This window comes from Bordetella genomosp. 9 (assembly GCF_002261425.1).
Taxonomy (GTDB): domain Bacteria; phylum Pseudomonadota; class Gammaproteobacteria; order Burkholderiales; family Burkholderiaceae_B; genus Bordetella_C.
The window spans coordinates 1,013,382-1,029,483 of record NZ_NEVJ01000001.1; the positions used below are offsets into that span (position 1 = coordinate 1,013,382).

At 68.4% G+C, this 16,102-nt stretch carries 12 protein-coding genes; 6 read left to right on the plus strand and 6 right to left on the minus strand.

The window, feature by feature from the left end:
• Window position 1 precedes the first annotated feature (1 nt).
• From pdxH to CAL26_RS04565, 3 genes are all read right to left on the minus strand, one after another.
• Window positions 2-643, minus strand: coding sequence for a pyridoxamine 5'-phosphate oxidase (gene pdxH, locus CAL26_RS04555; RefSeq protein WP_094845693.1), 642 nt, complete (start codon window positions 641-643; stop codon window positions 2-4).
• 137 nt (window positions 644-780) lie between these two features.
• The gene (locus tag CAL26_RS04560) at window positions 781-1,419 is read right to left on the minus strand and encodes a gamma-glutamylcyclotransferase (protein ID WP_256987963.1); all 639 of its coding nucleotides are present in this window, start codon (window positions 1,417-1,419) and stop codon (window positions 781-783) included.
• On the minus strand, window positions 1,412-2,620 hold the full coding sequence (locus tag CAL26_RS04565; protein WP_373454438.1) for an MFS transporter: 1,209 nt from the start codon (window positions 2,618-2,620) through the stop codon (window positions 1,412-1,414). The genes CAL26_RS04560 and CAL26_RS04565 overlap by 8 nt, the downstream gene beginning before the upstream one ends.
• A 244-nt stretch (window positions 2,621-2,864) precedes the next feature.
• Between CAL26_RS04565 and CAL26_RS04570 the strand changes: the two genes are divergently transcribed.
• The 3 genes from CAL26_RS04570 to CAL26_RS04580 are packed head-to-tail and all read left to right on the plus strand — an operon-like array spanning window position 2,865 to window position 5,920.
• Window positions 2,865-4,340: an ATP-binding protein gene (locus CAL26_RS04570; RefSeq protein WP_094845695.1), complete on the plus strand. Its 1,476-nt coding sequence runs from the start codon at window positions 2,865-2,867 to the stop codon at window positions 4,338-4,340.
• Between the two features lie 8 nt (window positions 4,341-4,348).
• The gene (locus tag CAL26_RS04575) at window positions 4,349-5,017 is read left to right on the plus strand and encodes a response regulator (RefSeq protein WP_094845696.1); all 669 of its coding nucleotides are present in this window, start codon (window positions 4,349-4,351) and stop codon (window positions 5,015-5,017) included.
• A gap of 51 nt (window positions 5,018-5,068) precedes the next feature.
• Window positions 5,069-5,920 (plus strand): tRNA threonylcarbamoyladenosine dehydratase, encoded by an 852-nt coding sequence (locus tag CAL26_RS04580; RefSeq protein WP_373454439.1) that lies wholly within the window; start codon window positions 5,069-5,071, stop codon window positions 5,918-5,920.
• A 4-nt stretch (window positions 5,921-5,924) separates the two neighbouring features.
• Here the strand turns inward: CAL26_RS04580 and CAL26_RS04585 are convergent, their stop codons facing one another.
• The 3 genes from CAL26_RS04585 to uvrA are packed head-to-tail and all read right to left on the minus strand — an operon-like array spanning window position 5,925 to window position 13,500.
• Entirely contained in the window at window positions 5,925-6,611 is a 687-nt protein-coding gene (locus CAL26_RS04585; RefSeq protein WP_094845698.1) for an aminotransferase class IV, read from the minus strand.
• Window positions 6,608-7,741: an aminodeoxychorismate synthase component I gene (locus tag CAL26_RS04590; protein ID WP_094845699.1), complete on the minus strand. Its 1,134-nt coding sequence runs from the start codon at window positions 7,739-7,741 to the stop codon at window positions 6,608-6,610. The genes CAL26_RS04585 and CAL26_RS04590 overlap by 4 nt, the downstream gene beginning before the upstream one ends.
• 8 nt (window positions 7,742-7,749) lie before the next feature.
• Entirely contained in the window at window positions 7,750-13,500 is a 5,751-nt protein-coding gene (gene uvrA, locus CAL26_RS04595; RefSeq protein WP_094845700.1) for an excinuclease ABC subunit UvrA, read from the minus strand.
• 135 nt (window positions 13,501-13,635) lie between these two features.
• Here uvrA and CAL26_RS04600 point away from each other — a divergent pair, with 135 nt between their 5' ends.
• Genes CAL26_RS04600 through CAL26_RS04610 form a run of 3 tightly spaced genes read left to right on the plus strand, consistent with a single transcriptional unit; the run spans window position 13,636 to window position 16,047 of the window.
• The gene (locus tag CAL26_RS04600) at window positions 13,636-14,475 is read left to right on the plus strand and encodes an IclR family transcriptional regulator (RefSeq protein WP_094845701.1); all 840 of its coding nucleotides are present in this window, start codon (window positions 13,636-13,638) and stop codon (window positions 14,473-14,475) included.
• Complete coding sequence (locus tag CAL26_RS04605) at window positions 14,472-15,131, plus strand: bifunctional 4-hydroxy-2-oxoglutarate aldolase/2-dehydro-3-deoxy-phosphogluconate aldolase (RefSeq protein ID WP_094845702.1); 660 nt, start codon at window positions 14,472-14,474, stop codon at window positions 15,129-15,131. Before CAL26_RS04600 ends, CAL26_RS04605 begins: the two co-directional genes overlap by 4 nt.
• Window positions 15,124-16,047 carry a sugar kinase gene (locus CAL26_RS04610; protein ID WP_094845703.1) on the plus strand — a complete coding sequence of 308 codons (924 nt, stop codon included), beginning with the start codon at window positions 15,124-15,126 and terminating at the stop codon, window positions 16,045-16,047. Before CAL26_RS04605 ends, CAL26_RS04610 begins: the two co-directional genes overlap by 8 nt.
• Window positions 16,048-16,102: the final 55 nt, after the last annotated feature.

A 16,102-nucleotide genomic window follows, 5' to 3' on the forward strand; every position in this document is an offset into this window, starting at 1 on the left:
TTCAGGGCGACAACCTGACGATGCGCCAGGCCCTGCCGTCGCCGCTGTCGTCCGGCTCGTAGACCAGCCGGTCGTGCAGGCGCGACGGGCGGCCTTGCCAGAATTCGAAGCGATCCGGCACCAGGCGGTAGCCGCCCCAGTAGTCCGGGCGCGGCGGCGCATCGCCGAAGCGCTGTTCGCAGTCGCGCAAGGCGGCTTCCAGGTTTTCCCGGGTGGCCGGCTGGCTCTGGTGCGAGGCGCAGGCGCCCAGCCGCGACCCCAGGGGGCGGCTGTGGAAGTAGGTGTCGGATTCTTCGGCCGACGTTTTTTCGATCGAGCCTTCGATGCGGACCTGCCGTTCCAGCGCCTGCCAGAAGAAGAGCAGGCTGGCGCGCGGATTGGTCGCCAGTTCCTGGCCCTTGCGCGATTCGTAATTGGTGTAGAAGACGAATCCGCGTGGATCCGCGCCCTTGATCAACACGATGCGCGCCGACGGATGGCCGCGTTCGTCGACGGTGGCCAGCGTCATGGCGTTGGGTTCGGGCACCTGGGCGGCGAGCGCCTCGTCGAACCAGGTGGAGAATTGGTCGAAAGGCGAAGCGGCGGCGTCGTTTTCGAGCAGGACTTTCTTTTCGTAGCTTTGGCGCAGATCTGCAAGGGACATGGCGGGCTCACGGAGGCGGCCGCGCTGCGCGCGCTTGCATGGACAAGAGGGCGGTGCGGCCTGGCCTGGGGCTAAAGCGCCAGTTTACCGCTCTTGCGGATATGCGGCCTCGGACCACCGGTCATGAAGCGGCCGTTTCAGCTATCCGGCAAGGTGTGGCGCTCCGCCGCCAGCAGGCGCGCCACGCGCATCAGGCGGCGGTCATGGATACCGGACTGGCGCAGCGCTTCCGCGGTCTGCAGGACGTAATCCATGCATGGGCCATACTGGCCGCTGGCGCGCCGCACGATGGCCAGGATTTCGTCCTCGGGCAAGGCGGGGATATAGGCCGGTCCGCTGCGGTTCATCACGAACACCAGTCCTTTGACCGGGCCGTCGTCCGTGGCGCAGGACAGCCAGCGCGGCAGATAGGCGCCGGTGGACATTTCCCGCCTCCAGAGCTGCGGAAAGAAGGCCGGCACCTGGGCGCTGTCCATCCGGTACACCACGCCGCGGCATGAACCGCCACGGTCCAGGCCGAACACCAGCCCCGGCGATTCCGGCGTGCCGCGGTTGATGCGCGACCACAGGCACAGGGCGCGGTGGTAACCGCGCAGGGTGGCCAGCCGCCTTTCCACATACTCGAATTCGGGCCGCCAGATCAGGGAGCCGTAGCCGAAGATCCAGACGTCCTCGTCCGGCCGTCGGTGCCGCAGCGCGTCTTCCATCGACGCCTGGCGCTCTTCCGGCGTCCACAGGCGGAACGGTATCTGGGCGGGCGTTTTAGGCTCAGGCATTCCCATCGGACCCGGCTGGCGGCATACGGTTCAACCATCCTGCCGCGGCCAGGGCCAGGGCGTAGGCCCAGAACAGCGGGGCGATGCCGACGACGGCGCCCAGGGCGCCGAAGGTCAGGGGCAGCGACACCTGGGAGCCGTTGATCATCGCCATGCGCAGACCGACCGACTCGGCCGCGCGGCCTGGCGGGGAATGCTGGTGCAACAAGGCCAGGATGCTGGGTTGGCTGGACCCGAGCGCCAGGCCCAGGGCGAACGACAGTCCGATCAGGATGGCAACGTCGGTGAAAAACGGGTAAATCATGAAGTCCGCCGCCGCCGTGCCCATGGCAACGCGGATCAGGGTCCAGGACCGCACTCGCCGCTGGATGAGCGGCAAAGCCAGGCGGATGATGAAAGTTGCCGCCGAAAAAGCGGCGAGAACGATGCCTATCGTGGTGGCGGACAGGCCGATCGCGACGCCGAACAGGGGCACGATGAACAGATGGCTGTCCCAGGCGCCCGACAGGATGGTGTTGACCAGGAGGATGCGCCTTAACGGCGGCGAAGCCAACAATTCGGTCACGCGCCGCTGTTCCAGCTGCGGCGGCTCACCTCGCCGCTGCCGCTTGCGCGGCAGATGGCGCCGCAGCCGGTACAGGCCGGTCGCCGCCCCGAGCGGGCCCGCGGCCAGCAGGGCGAAGGCCGCGCCGCCGCCCATGTGGTCGATGGCGAAACCACCCACCAGCGGTCCGCAGAAGCCGGATGCGGCCAGCGCGATCGACATCCAGGAAAAGTTGCGCAGCCGCTCTTCCGTGCGCACTTGCCCCAGGACGTTCTGGGTCGCCACCTGATGCAGCATGAAGCCCACGCCCAGGCAGCACGAGGCGAACAGCAGCGACATGCGGGTCGACACCAGTGCCGGCACGAGCGTGCCGACCGCCAATATCGCCGTACCGATGACCATGGGCCGCCGCGTGCCGACCTTATCCACCCATCTTCCCGCTTTTACCGAGAAAACCATGGGAAGTATGGCGAAAACGGCGATAAGTACGCCGACCGTGAATGTGGAGAGCCCGATGTGCAGGGCGCTGAGAGAAACGGTTACACGACCGCCTGTCAACGCCACGTGGTTCATCATATTGATCAGGCACAGCGACACGGCTCCTGAGGCGGAGGCGGCAATCGGCGCGATCGAGGGGGAAGAATCGGACTGTGGCACGGTAATTTTGTCTTATTCTGTGCCTAACTTCCCCCTATGTCGAGTCAGCTTGCTAGGTGAGGAGGGTCAGTAACATTTACGCAACAGTATGCAGGATTCGTCCTTCGTGGCCTGTGGCAAGGCGTAAAGATTGTGGAACAGTGGCGCAGGCAACCCCGAGGGCGCGCCGGGGTGGTTAACATTTGACCGATTCGCCGCGGCCCGCGCGGGCGTCGTTCGTGCCGCGCATCGTCCGCATCCAGCCATGAGATTAGGCATTACCTTCAAATTGTTCCTGGCCATCCTCGCCACCAGCCTGGCGGTGACCCTGGCCATGGGATCCGCCGTGCGGTGGAACTTCGAGCGTCATTTCCTTTCGTACGTCAAGGAAAGGGAACTACGACGAGTCGATCGGATGCGGCAAACTTTGGCGGACTTGTATCGCGAGCGCGGCAGCTGGGAAGCGCTGCGCGGCAATCCGTCGCTCTGGAACCATATCCTGACGGTGCCGCCCGGCGATCCCGCCCTGCGCCGCCATCCGCCGCCCCATGGCGTGCTGGAATGGTTGTCGGACCTGGATCCCAACCTGCCGCCGCCGGGGCCGCTGATGGAGCCGCCCGATCCGGATTGGGCCCCGGGGCGCGACTTCCTGGCCTTGCCCTTCACCCTGCTGGACAACCAGATGCGCGTGGTGGCGGGCTATTCCGCGCCCACCCCTGGCGCGCCCCGCCGCGCCGTCGATGTGGATGGCATGACCGTGGGATGGCTGGTCACCCCATTCCCCAACCGCCTGCCCAGCGAGGCCGACCAGCGGTTCCAGCGCGAGCAATCCGAAGCGACCTGGGTGATCGGGGCCCTGGCCGCCTTGCTGGCGGCGGCGGTCAGCATCTTACTGGCGCGGATTTTCCTGGCGCCCGTCAGGCGGCTGGCCAGCGCCACCCATCGGCTGTCGGCCGGCGACTATGCCACCCGGGTGAACGTTACCTCGGCGGACGAACTGGGGCGGCTGGGCCAGGATTTCAACCGCCTGGCCCATACCCTGGAACGCAACGAGTCCCTGCGGCGCGAAATGGTGGCCGACATCTCGCATGAATTGCGCACGCCGCTGGCGATACTGCGTGGCGAGATGGAAGCACTGCAGGATGGCGTGCGGCCGTTCTCGCCCGAGGCCCTGGCGTCGCTGCAGGCCGAAGTGTCGATGCTCAGCAAGCTGATCGACGATCTCTACGAACTGGCGCTGGCCGATGTGGGCGCACTGTCGTACCGCCTGGCGCCGGTCAGCATGGCGGATATCGTCGAGCAATCGATCGACGCGTACCGCGAGCGCCTGGCCGCGCGCGGCCTGCGCGTGGAAACTTCTTTCAGCGGCGATCCCTGCATCGTCGAAGGCGACGCCCAGCGCCTGACGCAACTGATGAACAACCTGCTCGAGAACACCTCGCGCTATACCGATCCGGGCGGCGTGGTGCGGGTCGTCGCGCGCACCGAAGGCGAGACCGTGGTGGTGGAATGCCAGGACTCCGCGCCGGGCGTTCCCGCGCAGTTCCTGCCCCGGCTGTTCGACCGGCTGTTTCGCGTGGATCCGTCGCGATCCCGCGAAAGCGGGGGGGCCGGCCTGGGGCTGGCCATCTGCCAGCGCATCGTCGAATCGCACCGCGGCACCATCCAGGCCATGCCGTCCGACCTGGGCGGGCTGTGCGTGCGCATCGTTTTTCCCCTGGCCCAGGCGGCCACGTCCTGAGACACATCATGATTCTGATCGTAGAAGACGAACCCAAGCTGGCGGCCCTGCTGACCGACTACCTGCGCGCCGCGCGGTACGAAACCGAATCGCTGGCCGACGGCGCCGAGGCGCTGGCGGCGATACGCCGCATGAAACCCGACCTGGTGCTGCTGGACCTGATGCTGCCCGGCCGCGACGGCCTGGAAGTGTGCCGCGAATTGCGCACGTTCAGCGACGTGCCGGTGATCATGGTCACGGCGCGGGTGGAGGAAATCGACCGGCTCATCGGCCTGGAGATGGGCGCCGACGACTACATCTGCAAGCCCTTCAGCCCGCGCGAAGTCGTGGCGCGCGTGAAGGCCATCCTGCGGCGCGCGCGCGGTCCCAACAACGGCGGGCACCACCAGTCCCTGCTGGAGATCCGTCCGGAGCATCATATGGCCACGCTGGACGGCAAGGCGCTGTCGCTGACCCCCGTCGAGTTCCGCCTGCTGCAGGCGCTGTCGGCGGCGGAAGGCAAGATCCTGTCGCGCGACGCGCTGCTGAACCACCTGTACGCGGATCATCGCGTCGTCACCGACCGCACGGTCGACAGCCATATCAAGAACCTGCGGCGCAAGTTCGAAGCCGTGCTGCCCGGCCACGACCTGATCCGGTCGATCTACGGCGTGGGCTACAAGCTGGAAATGCATTGAGGCCGGCCTGACCGGGCCGCGGCGCGGGCGCATGCGAAAATGCCACCCATCATGAGCATTGCCATCGATCCCCCGACCTGCGACATCGACGCGGAGCGCCGCTTCGGCGGCCTGGCGCGCCTGTACGGCCCCGGCGCGCCGGACCGCCTGCGCGCCGCGCGCATCGCGGTGGTGGGCCTGGGGGGCGTCGGTTCCTGGACGGCGGAAGCGCTGGCGCGCAGCGGCGTGGGCGCCCTGACGTTGATCGACCTCGACCACATCGCCGAATCCAATGTGAACCGGCAGATCCATGCCTTGTCGGAAACGCTGGGCCAGGCCAAGGTCGCGGCGATGGCGGCCAGGGTGGGCGGCATCAATCCGGCGTGCGCCGTCACGCAGGTCGACGACTTCGTCACGCCCGATAACGTCGCCGACGTGCTGGCCTCGGACTTTGACGCCGTGATCGACTGCACGGACCAGGCGGCGGCGAAGATCGCCATGATCCTGCATGCCCGCCGGCGTGGCCTGGGCCTGCTGGTATGCGGCGGCGCGGGCGGCAAGACCGACCCGCTGGCCTTGCGCGTGGGCGATCTGTCGCAGGCCTGCAATGACGCCTTGCTGGCGAAGCTGCGCAACAAGCTGCGCCGCGAACACGGTTATCCCAAGGCCGCCGCCAAGGCCGGCAAGGCGCCGTCACGGACGCCGAAGATGCACGTGCGGGCCTTGTGGTTCGACCAGCCGGCGATCCTGCCGGCCGCCTGGACCGCCGGGGCGGAGGCGGAAGACGACGTTGGCGCCATGGTGGCGCCGCTCGCGCCGCAAGGCTTGTCCTGCGCCGGGTACGGCTCGTCCATCACCATCACCGCGACCATGGGCATGGCGGCGGCCGATCAGGCCCTGCGGCTGGTATTGGCGCGCACCTAGCCGGCTAGCGCGCCGGCGCCGCTTTCGCGCCCAGGCGGAATTCCACGTCCATCCACCCGCGCAGCGCGTTGGATAAACGGATGCGGCTGGCGCGCCGCATATCGTCCTCGTACAGGATGCGCTCCTGGACCAGGCCGGCGTCCAGCAGCGCGGCGCGCTGCACCCCGGGCAGGCAGCCGCAGTCCACGGGCGGCGTGAACCATGTGCCGCCCATCTGCAGATAGACGTTGGTGCGGCTGCCTTCGCACAACTCGCCCCGCTCGTTGCACAGCACCGCGTCGAACAGGTCCGGATGCCGCGCCAGCCATTCGGTGATGTCGTCATACCAGGGCCGGTGCGTGGTCTTGTGGCGCAGCATCGATTCGCCGGACGACAGCCGGCTGGTCCACAGGCAGACGCCTTGGGGCGTGGGCAGCGGCGGCAGCGGCGCGGTGCGCAGCGTCAGCGTGCCATCCGGATGGTGCAGCAGGCGCAGGCGGTGCGGTCCGGGGCCTTGCGCCGTGCCGGCGGCCGTGAGCACTTCCGCGCGCACCCTGGCGGCATCCGAGCGGTGGCCGAGCGCGGCGCACGAAGCCTGCAGGCGCGCCATGTGGCGATCCAGCAGCGGCATGCGTCCGTCGGCATCGACGCGGAGGGTTTCGATGAGGTCCGGCAGGACGGCCGGTGCGCGTGGGCTGGAGGTGGCGCTCATGCGGGGTCGAGTTCCTGGTCGAGGATGCGGGCCTTCCACAGGCATTCCTGCCATTCGGAATCTGGCTCGGAGTCGTGGACGATGCCGCCGCCCACACCATAGACGCCGCGGCCGTCGGCGTCCACCACCAGGGTGCGGATCGCCACGTTCAGCGAAAAATCGCCGTCCGGCGCCAGCCAGCCTAGGCTGCCGCAATACAGGCCGCGCGGCGCGATCTCGGCCTGGCGGATGTGGGCCAGCGCGGCGACCTTGGGCGCGCCCGTCACCGAACCGCAGGGAAACAGCGCGCGCAGCACGTCGCCCAGGCCGGCTCGCGGCGCGCGCGCCGTGACGGTCGACGTCATGGTCCACACGGTGGGATAGCGTTCCAGCGTGAACAAGGGGTCGGCGCGCACGCTGCCGGTTTCGGCGATGCGGCCCAGGTCGTTGCGCAGCAGGTCGACGATCATCAGGTTTTCGGCGCGGTTCTTGTCGCTGGCCAGCAGCGCCTGGCCCAGCGCATGGTCGCGTGCGGGATCGGCATCGCGTGGCGCGGTGCCTTTCATGGGCCGGGTGGTCAGCAGGTCGCCGCGCCGCTGCACGAACAGTTCGGGCGAGAAGGACAGCACCGACTGCCCGCCATCCTCGATGAAGGCGGCGTGCGCGACCGGATTGCGGGCGGCGATGCGGCGATAGAGCGCGCGCCGGTCACCCCGCACGCGCACGTCCAGCGGCATGGTGTAGTTGACCTGGTAATAGTCGCCCCGGCCGATGCCGTCGCGTATGGCCGCTATCCGGTCCAGGTAGCTGGCGCGATCCTGCCGCGCGGCGATGGCGGCGATGGCGCCCGCGCTTCCGGCCGGCGGCGCGGCGGCCGCCCAGGGCGTTTCCTGCCGGGCCTGGTCGAATACCAGGGCCCGCAGGCGCGGCCGGCCGGTGATGCCGCTCGCCGTGCCGGCCGGCGGGGGCAGCAGCCATTCGCCCAGTTCGAAATCCAGCAGCAGCGCGACCCAGCGGCCGGCGGCACGGGCGGCCTCCATGGCGTCCAGGGCAGCCTGCACCTGATCCGGCGCGCAGGCCTCGATGCGGTCGCGCGGGCCTTCCAGCTGCAAGGCCCGCCCGGCCAGGCGGTCTTCGAAACGGCAGAACATCGGAACCTCTACTGCCGCTCCAGGAACTCGGCCAGGACCCGGCCGGTATGCGAGCGGTCGCGCAGCGCCATGACGTCCTCCGGCGATCCCTGGGCGACCAACTGGCCGCCGCCGGTGCCGCCTTCGGGGCCCAGGTCCAGCAGCCAGTCGGCTTCCGCGATGACGTCGAGGTTGTGCTCGATGACCACCACCGTATTGCCGGCTTCCACCAGACGATGCAGGACGTGGATAAGCTTTTCCACGTCCGCCATCGACAGGCCGACCGTGGGTTCGTCCAGCACGTATAGCGTATGCGGCGCGCGCGACGCGCGTCCCGTCGTGATGACGCCTTCCGTCAGGCGCGCCTTGGACAGTTCCGTCACCAGCTTGATGCGCTGCGCCTCGCCCCCCGACAGCGTGGGCGAAGGCTGCCCCAGCGTCAGGTAGCCGAGGCCGACGTCCTGCATCAGCTGCAGCGGCCGGCGCACCTTGGGATGGGCCTCGAAATAGGCCAGTGCGTCGTCGACTTCCATGGCGAGCACTTCGCCGGCATGCTTGCCGCGCAATTGCACGGATAGCGTGTCGGCGTTGAAGCGCGCGCCGTTGCAGGCGTCGCAGGGCACCTTCACGTCCGGCAGGAAGTTCATTTCTATCGTCCGCATGCCCTGGCCTTCGCAGATCGGGCAGCGGCCGTCGCCGGTGTTGAACGAAAAGCGCGCCGGCGTCCAGCCGCGCATGCGGGCTTCGCGCGTGTCGGCGAACTGCTTGCGCACCTCGTCCCAGAACCCGATATAGGTGCTGGGGCAGGAGCGCGGTGTCTTGCCGATGGGGGTCTGGTCCACTTCGAGCACGCGGTCCAGCACTTCCCAGCCGTTGATGGCGGTGCAGCCCTTCCAGGCGGGCGCCTGGCCTTGCGAGACGGCCTGCAGCAGGTTGTCCAGCAGGACCTCGCGGGCCAGGGTGGACTTGCCGGAACCCGACACGCCGGTCACCACGCTGAGCCGGCCGATCGGCAGCCTGGCCGTGACGTTGCGCAGGTTGTGCAGATGCGCATTGCGCACTTCGATGAAGGCGGTGTCCTTGTCGACCGCCCGGCGGCCCTGCAGCGGATGCCGCAGCGGCTGCGCCAGGTAGCGCCCGGTGATCGAGTCCGGCGCATCGATGACGTCCTGCGCCGTGCCCTGGGCCACCACGCGGCCGCCGCGCACGCCGGCGCCGGGGCCGATGTCGATGATGTGCGCGGCGCGCCGGATGGTGTCGTCATCGTGCTCGACCACCACCAGCGTGTTGCCGTTGCCTTCCAGTTTGCTCAAGGCGTCCAGCAGGATGCGGTTGTCGCGCGGATGCAGGCCGATGGTGGGCTCGTCCAGGACGTAGCACACGCCCTGCATGTTGGATCCCAGCTGCGCGGCCAGGCGGATGCGCTGCGCTTCGCCGCCCGACAGCGTGGGCGCCGACCGGTCCAGGGCCAGGTAATCCAGGCCGACTTCCTTCATGAAGTTCAGGCGGCTGCGGATTTCCTGCAGGATGTCGCGCGCGATTTCGGCCTCGCGGCCGCGCAGCACCAGGCCTTCGAAGAAGGTATGGGCTTCGCTGACCGCCATGCCGGCCAACTGGGCGATGTTGCGGTCGCGCCAGCGCACGGCCAGGGCCACGCGGTTCAGGCGCTGGCCGTGGCAGGCCGGGCAGACCTGGGCTTCGCCCGAGCCGTCGATCCAGGCGCTTTCCTCGCCGCTCTGTTCCTCGTCGAATTCCGGGATGACGACGCCCGCGCCGAAGCACGTGGGGCACCAGCCATGCTTGGAGTTGTACGAGAACATGCGCGGATCCAGCTCGGGGAAGCTGACGCCGCTGATCGGGCAGGTGCGCTTGGTGGAAAAGTGCGCCTGCTCCAGCGGGGTATCGGGGTTGTCGCGCAGATTGTCCAGCGGCCACAGCACGCTCAACGCGCCCTGGCCGTATTCCAGCGCGCGCTTGATCGCCTCGCGCAGCGCGGGTTCGTTGGCGGCATTGACCTGCACGTCCGCCACCGGCAGTTCGATCGTGTGTTCGCGGTAGCGGTCCAGGCGCGGCCAGGGGCTGACGGGCGTGAACACGCCGTCCACCCGCAGATGCGTATGGCCCTTGCCGCCGGCCCATTTCGCCAGGTCGGTGTAGTAGCCCTTGCGCGCAATGACCAGCGGCGCCAGGATGCCGATGTGCTGGCCCACGCGGTCGCGCATGATGCGGGCGACGATCTGGTCCGGCGTCTGCGGTTCCACCGGCACGTTGTAGTCCGGCGAATACTGCACGCCCAGCTTCACGTACAGCAGCCGCAGGAAGTGATGGATTTCCGTCATCGTCGCCACGGTGGACTTCAACCCGCCGCGGCTGGTGCGCTGGGCGATGGCGACCGTGGGCGGAATGCCGAAGATTGCGTCGACGTCGGGCTTGCCGGCCGGCTGCACGATGGCGCGGGCGTAGGCGTTCAGCGATTCCAGATAGCGCCGCTGCCCCTCATTGAACAGGATGTCGAATGCCAGCGTGGACTTGCCGGAGCCGGATACGCCGGTGATCACCGTGAACTTGTCGCGTGGGATTTCCACGTTGACGTTTTTCAGGTTGTGCTCGCGCGCGTTGCGGATTTCGATCGCCTGGGCGGCGCGCCGGCGCACCGCGGTCTGCAGCGGCGTGCCCCCATTGCCATTGCCATAGGCCAGCGCCGGTTCCGCCACGGTGTCGGCCGCCGCGCCGTCACGGGCCGCCGGCACGATGGCGTCCTCGTAGTCGCGCAAGGCCGCGCCCGTGTGCGACGCGGGATTCTTCATCAGGTCGGCGGGCGTGCCCACGCCCACCAGCAGGCCGCCGGCGTCGCCGCCTTCCGGACCCAGGTCCAGCAGCCAATCGGCCGCGCGGATCACATCCAGGTTGTGCTCGATGATCAGCAGCGTATGGCCCGCGGCCAGCAGTTGCCGGAACGCCCGCATCAGCCGCGCGACGTCATCGAAGTGCAGGCCGGTGGTGGGTTCGTCGAATAGGAACAGGCTGCCCTTCTTGGCGACCCTGGCCGCGGAAATTCCGCTGCGCGCGGCTTCCGCCAGGTGGCCCGCCAGCTTCAGGCGCTGCGCCTCGCCGCCCGACAGGGTCGGCACCGGCTGGCCCAGGCGCACGTATTCCAGGCCGACGTCGGCCAGCGGCGCCAGTCCGGTCTGTACGTCGCGCAAGCCCTTGAAGAACTCGATCGCTTCGCTGACGGTCATGTCCAGCACTTCGTCTATCGACGCGCTCTTGCCCAGGTGTTCGACGCGCACCTGCAGCACTTCCGGGCGGAAGCGCTTGCCGTCGCAATCGGGGCAGCGCAGGTAGACGTCGGACAGGAACTGCATTTCGACGTGCTCGAAGCCCGTGCCGCCGCAGGTGGGGCAGCGGCCTTCGCCGCTGTTGAAGCTGAACATGCCGGCGGTATAGCTGCGCTCTTTCGATACCGGCGCCTGCGCGAACAGCTTGCGTATCGCGTCGAAGGCGCCGACATAGCTGGCCGGATTCGAACGCGCGGTCTTGCCGATGGGCGCCTGGTCGACCATGACGACATCAGTGATCTGTTCCGCGCCCAGCAGCCGCGCATGCGCGCCGGGGGCTTCCGAAGGCCTGCCCTTGAGCTTGAGCAGCGCCGGATACAGTACGTCCTGCACCAGCGTGGACTTGCCCGAGCCGGACACGCCGGTCACGCACACCAGGCGGCCCAGCGGGATTTCGACGGAAACGTTCTTCAGGTTATGGGCGTTGACGCCTTCCAGCAGCAGGCGCGGCGTATTGGCGGCCACCGGCATGGGGCGCGGCGCTTCCACGCGCTGGCGTCCGCCCAGATAGTCGCCGGTCAGCGTGCGCGCCTTGCGCAGTTGCGCGGGCGTGCCGTCGAACACGATGTGGCCGCCGCGTTCGCCGGGACCGGGGCCGATATCGATGACGCGGTCGGCCGCGATCATGACCTGCGGGTCGTGTTCCACCACCACCAGCGTATTGCCGGCGTCGCGCAGGCGATGCATGACTTCCACCACGCGGTGCATATCGCGCGGATGCAGGCCGATGGAGGGCTCGTCCAGCACGAACAGGGTGTTCACCAGCGAGGTGCCCAGGGCCGTGGTCAGGTTGATGCGCTGTACTTCGCCGCCCGACAGGGTGCGGCTCTGGCGGTCCAGCGTCAGATAGCCGAGCCCCACGTCGCACAGGAATTTCAGGCGCGCGCGCACTTCCGTCAGCAACAGGTCGGTGGCGGCGTCCAGCACGCCGACGAAGCCGAGCGTGTCGAAGAAAGCGCGTACCCGCTCGATGGGCAGCAGCATCAGGTCATGGATGGACAGGCCGTCCAGCAGATGTAGCAGTTCATCGGACCAGTTGGCCTGCACCGGCTTGAAGCGCTTGTAGCGGCCGTCGTCCGGCGGCAGCACGTTGTCCGCTTCCTCCTTGCTGCCCACGCGCCACAGCAGCGCGTCCGGCTTCAGCCGCGAACCGTGGCAGACGGGGCAGGGCGTGTAGCTGCGGTACTTGGACAGCAGCACGCGCACGTGCATCTTGTAGGCCTTGGTTTCCAGCCAGGCGAAGAAGCGCTGCACGCCATACCACTGCGTTTTCCAGGCCTGGCTGCCGCCCTTGAATTCGGGATCGCCATGCAGGATCCAATCGCGCTGTTCGGGCGTCAGGCTTTTCCAGGGCACCGACAAGGGGACCCCGGCCTTGGGCGCGTACTTGCGCAGGTCGTCCTGGCATTCGCTGTAGCTGGCGGTCTGCCAGGGCTTGATGGCGCCTTCCAGCAGGGTCTTGTTTTCGTCGGGCACCACCAGGCCGAAGTCGATGCCGATGACGCGGCCGAAGCCGCGGCAGGTCTCGCATGCGCCCAGCGGCGAGTTGAACGAAAAAGAGCTGGGCAACGGGTCGGTGTATTCGATGTCGCAGTCGGCGCAATGCAACCGGTCGCTGTACTTCCAGACCTGGGCGTCCTTGCCGTCGTCATCGAGCACGTGCACCGACAGGTGGCCCGCGCCCATGCGCAGGGCGGTGTCCAGGGCTTCCATCGCGCGCTCGCGTTCCACCGAGCCGAAGCGGAATCTATCCTGCACCACGTGCAGCACGCGCAGCGCCTGGGCAGGCGCGCCGGCGCCCGCCTTGGCCTTGGCGCTTTTGGATTTGCCCTTTCTGGCCGCGGCGTCGACCGTCGGGCCTTCGGCTTCGGATGCGGCGGGCTCGCCTTCCTGCGCGTGCACGCGGGTGTAGCCCTGCTGTTCCAGGAAGCCGCGCACTTCGTCTTCGGTGAAGTTGGCGGGGACCTTGATGGGGAAGGTCACCACCAGCCGGCGGTCATCCGCGCCGGTGCAGCGTTCACGCACCGAGCGAAAGATGGAATCGGCCGTGTCGCGGCGCACCAGGGTGCCGCAGCCGCGGCAGTACAGGCGGGCGCCCCGCGCGAACAACAGCTTCAGGTGATCGTTCAGCTCCGTCATGGTGCCGACCGTGCTGCGCGAGCTGCGCACGGGATTGGTCTGGTCGATCGCGATGGCGGGGAGGATGCCTTCGATCCGATCGACCTGCGGCTTGTCCATGCGGTCGAGGAACTGGCGGGCGTACGGGGAGAACGTTTCGACGTAGCGCCGTTGCCCCTCGGCATAAAGGGTGTCGAAGGCCAGGGAGCTCTTGCCCGAGCCGGATACGCCGGTGACGACGACGAATTCGCCGGTGGCGAACGATACGTCCAGGTTTTTCAGGTTGTTCTGGCGAGCGCCAACAATGCGGATTTCGGATGTCATGTACGTATCGTAGCCTGGGCGTCAATAGGGGTCGGACCATGCCCTTGGTCCCCAGTCGGGATAGCGCCCGGGGAGGAGGCTGTGGGATAATCGCCTATATTGTGAGTCAATTGTCCATATTATGGACAGCCCGTGATGGACAGAGAGCCCCAGGTCGCCGGCACCGCCGCGTTTTCCAAGTTCATGACCGTCCTGCAGGCGGTGGCGGACGCCGCCAGCCCGCTGGGCATGGCGGAGCTGGTGCGCGCCTGCGGTTATCCGCGCGGAACGGTCTATCGCATCGTCGCCGCCTTGCAGCAGCAGGGCATGATCGCCGAAGCGGCCGGCGGTCCCGGCCCGGTGGTGCGCTACGCGCTGGGGCCGCGGCTGCTGCAACTGGCCAGCCGCGCCTGGTCGCAGCTGGACCTGCGCGCCGCGCTGGCGGAAGACCTGCGGGCCTTGCGCGACGAAACCGGCGAAACCGTCCACCTGGCGATCCCGGCGGGGCGGGAACTGATCTACATCGACAAGCTGGAAAACCAGGGCCCGGTGCGCATGGCGTCACGCGTGGGCGGCCGCCTGGCCCTGCATTGCACGGCCGCCGGCAAGGCCTACCTGGCGGCGCTGCCGCCGGCGGACGCCGACGATCTGCTCGCCACCCTGGCGCTGCCGGCCCGCATGCCGGCTACCATCACGGACAAGGAAGCGCTGCGCCAGGAACTGGCGCGCATCCGCGAACGCGGCTATGCCGTCGACGACCAGGAAAACGAACGCGGCATCGTCTGCTACAGCGTCGCCCTGGCTGGCCAGGGCGGCCAGCCGCTGGCCTGCGTCAGCGTCAGCACGCTGCAGTTTTCGCTGGGCCGGGCGGGCCCGCAAGCGCCGCCGCCTTCCCGCTGCATCGCGCCGCTCATGCGGCTGCGCGATGCGGCGCAAGCCAGATTCAGCGCCTGGCCGGCGGTTGCCGGCGGCGCACTTTTTCGAGAGGACTCATGAACGCGACCCATCCTTCCCCAGACGCCCGTGTTGCCAAGCGCCAGGCGCTGATGGCCGCCCGCGTGGTGCCCGTGCTGCGCTACGGCGACGCCACCACCGCGGCCTACGCCGCGGAAGTCGCCATCACCGCCGGCTGCACCACGCTGGAGCTGACATGGACCATCCCCAGCGTCATCGACCTGGTCAAGGCGCTGCGTGACAAGCACGGCGATCGCCTGCTGCTGGGGCTGGGCACGGTGCTGACGGAAGACCAGGCGCGCGACGCGCTGGTGGCGGGCGTGGATTTCCTCGTATCGCCGGGCCTCGTTCCGGAGATGGTCGAGCTGGCGCATGCGGCGTCGGCCCTGTGCCTGCCTGGCGCCTTCACGCCTTCCGAAGTCATCCAGGCACGTCGCGCGGGGGCCGATATGGTCAAGATATTCCCCGCCGAAACCGGCGGTCCCGGGCATCTGGCCGCGCTTAAGTCGGTGTTCCCCGATACCGATTTCTGCCCCACCGGCGGCGTGACGGAAAAGAACATGGGCGATTACTTCAAGGCGGGCGCGTCGCTGGTCGGCATCGGCGGCAACCTGTACAACAAGGCGGCCTTCGCCGCGCGCGATTCCGGGGCGCTGGTCGCGCAGATCCGGCGCATACGCGAGGCGGCCCATGCGTGATTTCGACATCGTCGGCCTGGGCGAGCCGCTGATCGAGTTCAACCAGACCCGTCCCGGCCATCCGGAGTTCCTGCAGGGCTATGGCGGCGATACGTCCAACGCCATCATCGCCGCGGCGCGCCAGGGGGCGCGCTGCGCCTATCTGACTCGCATCGGCGCGGACGTGTTCGGCGAACAGCTCATGCAGCTGTGGCGCGACGAGAGCGTCGATACCCGCGGCGCGATGATCGATCCGCATGCGCACACCGGGCTGTACTTCGTCCAGCACGGCCCGGAAGGCCATGTGTTCAGCTATATGCGCCATGGCTCCGCCGCCAGCCGCATGAACCCGGAAGACCTGCGGCATGGACTGGTGGAACGCGCGGCATTCCTGCACGTATCCGGCATCAGCCTGGCGATCAGCGCCACCGCCTGCGATACCGTGTTCGCCGCCATCGAGCGGGCGCGCGGCGCCGGCACGCAGGTCTGCCTGGATTCCAACCTGCGGCTGCGCCTGTGGCCCGTCGATCGCGCCCGCGCCATCCTGCGCGAAGCCATGCGGCTGGCCGACGTTTTCCTGCCCAGCATGGACGATATGCGGCATCTCACCGGCCATACCGACGCCGCGCGGACACTGGACTGGATACGCGCGGCGGGCGCGCCCGGGGTGATCGTGCTGAAGCTGGGCCGCGAAGGCGCCGTCCTGGACGACGGACATGGGCGGGTCATCGTGCCGGGGCTGGTGGTCGACGCCATCGACGCCACGGGGGCCGGCGATTGTTTCGCGGGCAGCCTGCTGGCGCGGCGCGCCCAGGGCGACGATTGGGGCGCCGCGGTCCGCTACGCCAATGCCGCGGCGGCGTTGTCGACGCGCGGTTTCGGCGCCGTCCAGCCGCTGCCCACGGCGGCAGAGGTGGACGCCTTCCTGCGGGCCTGAGGCCCTCGCGCGGCGGGGGGGCGAAAAACCGGGTAGAATGCCGGGTTTACCTCAT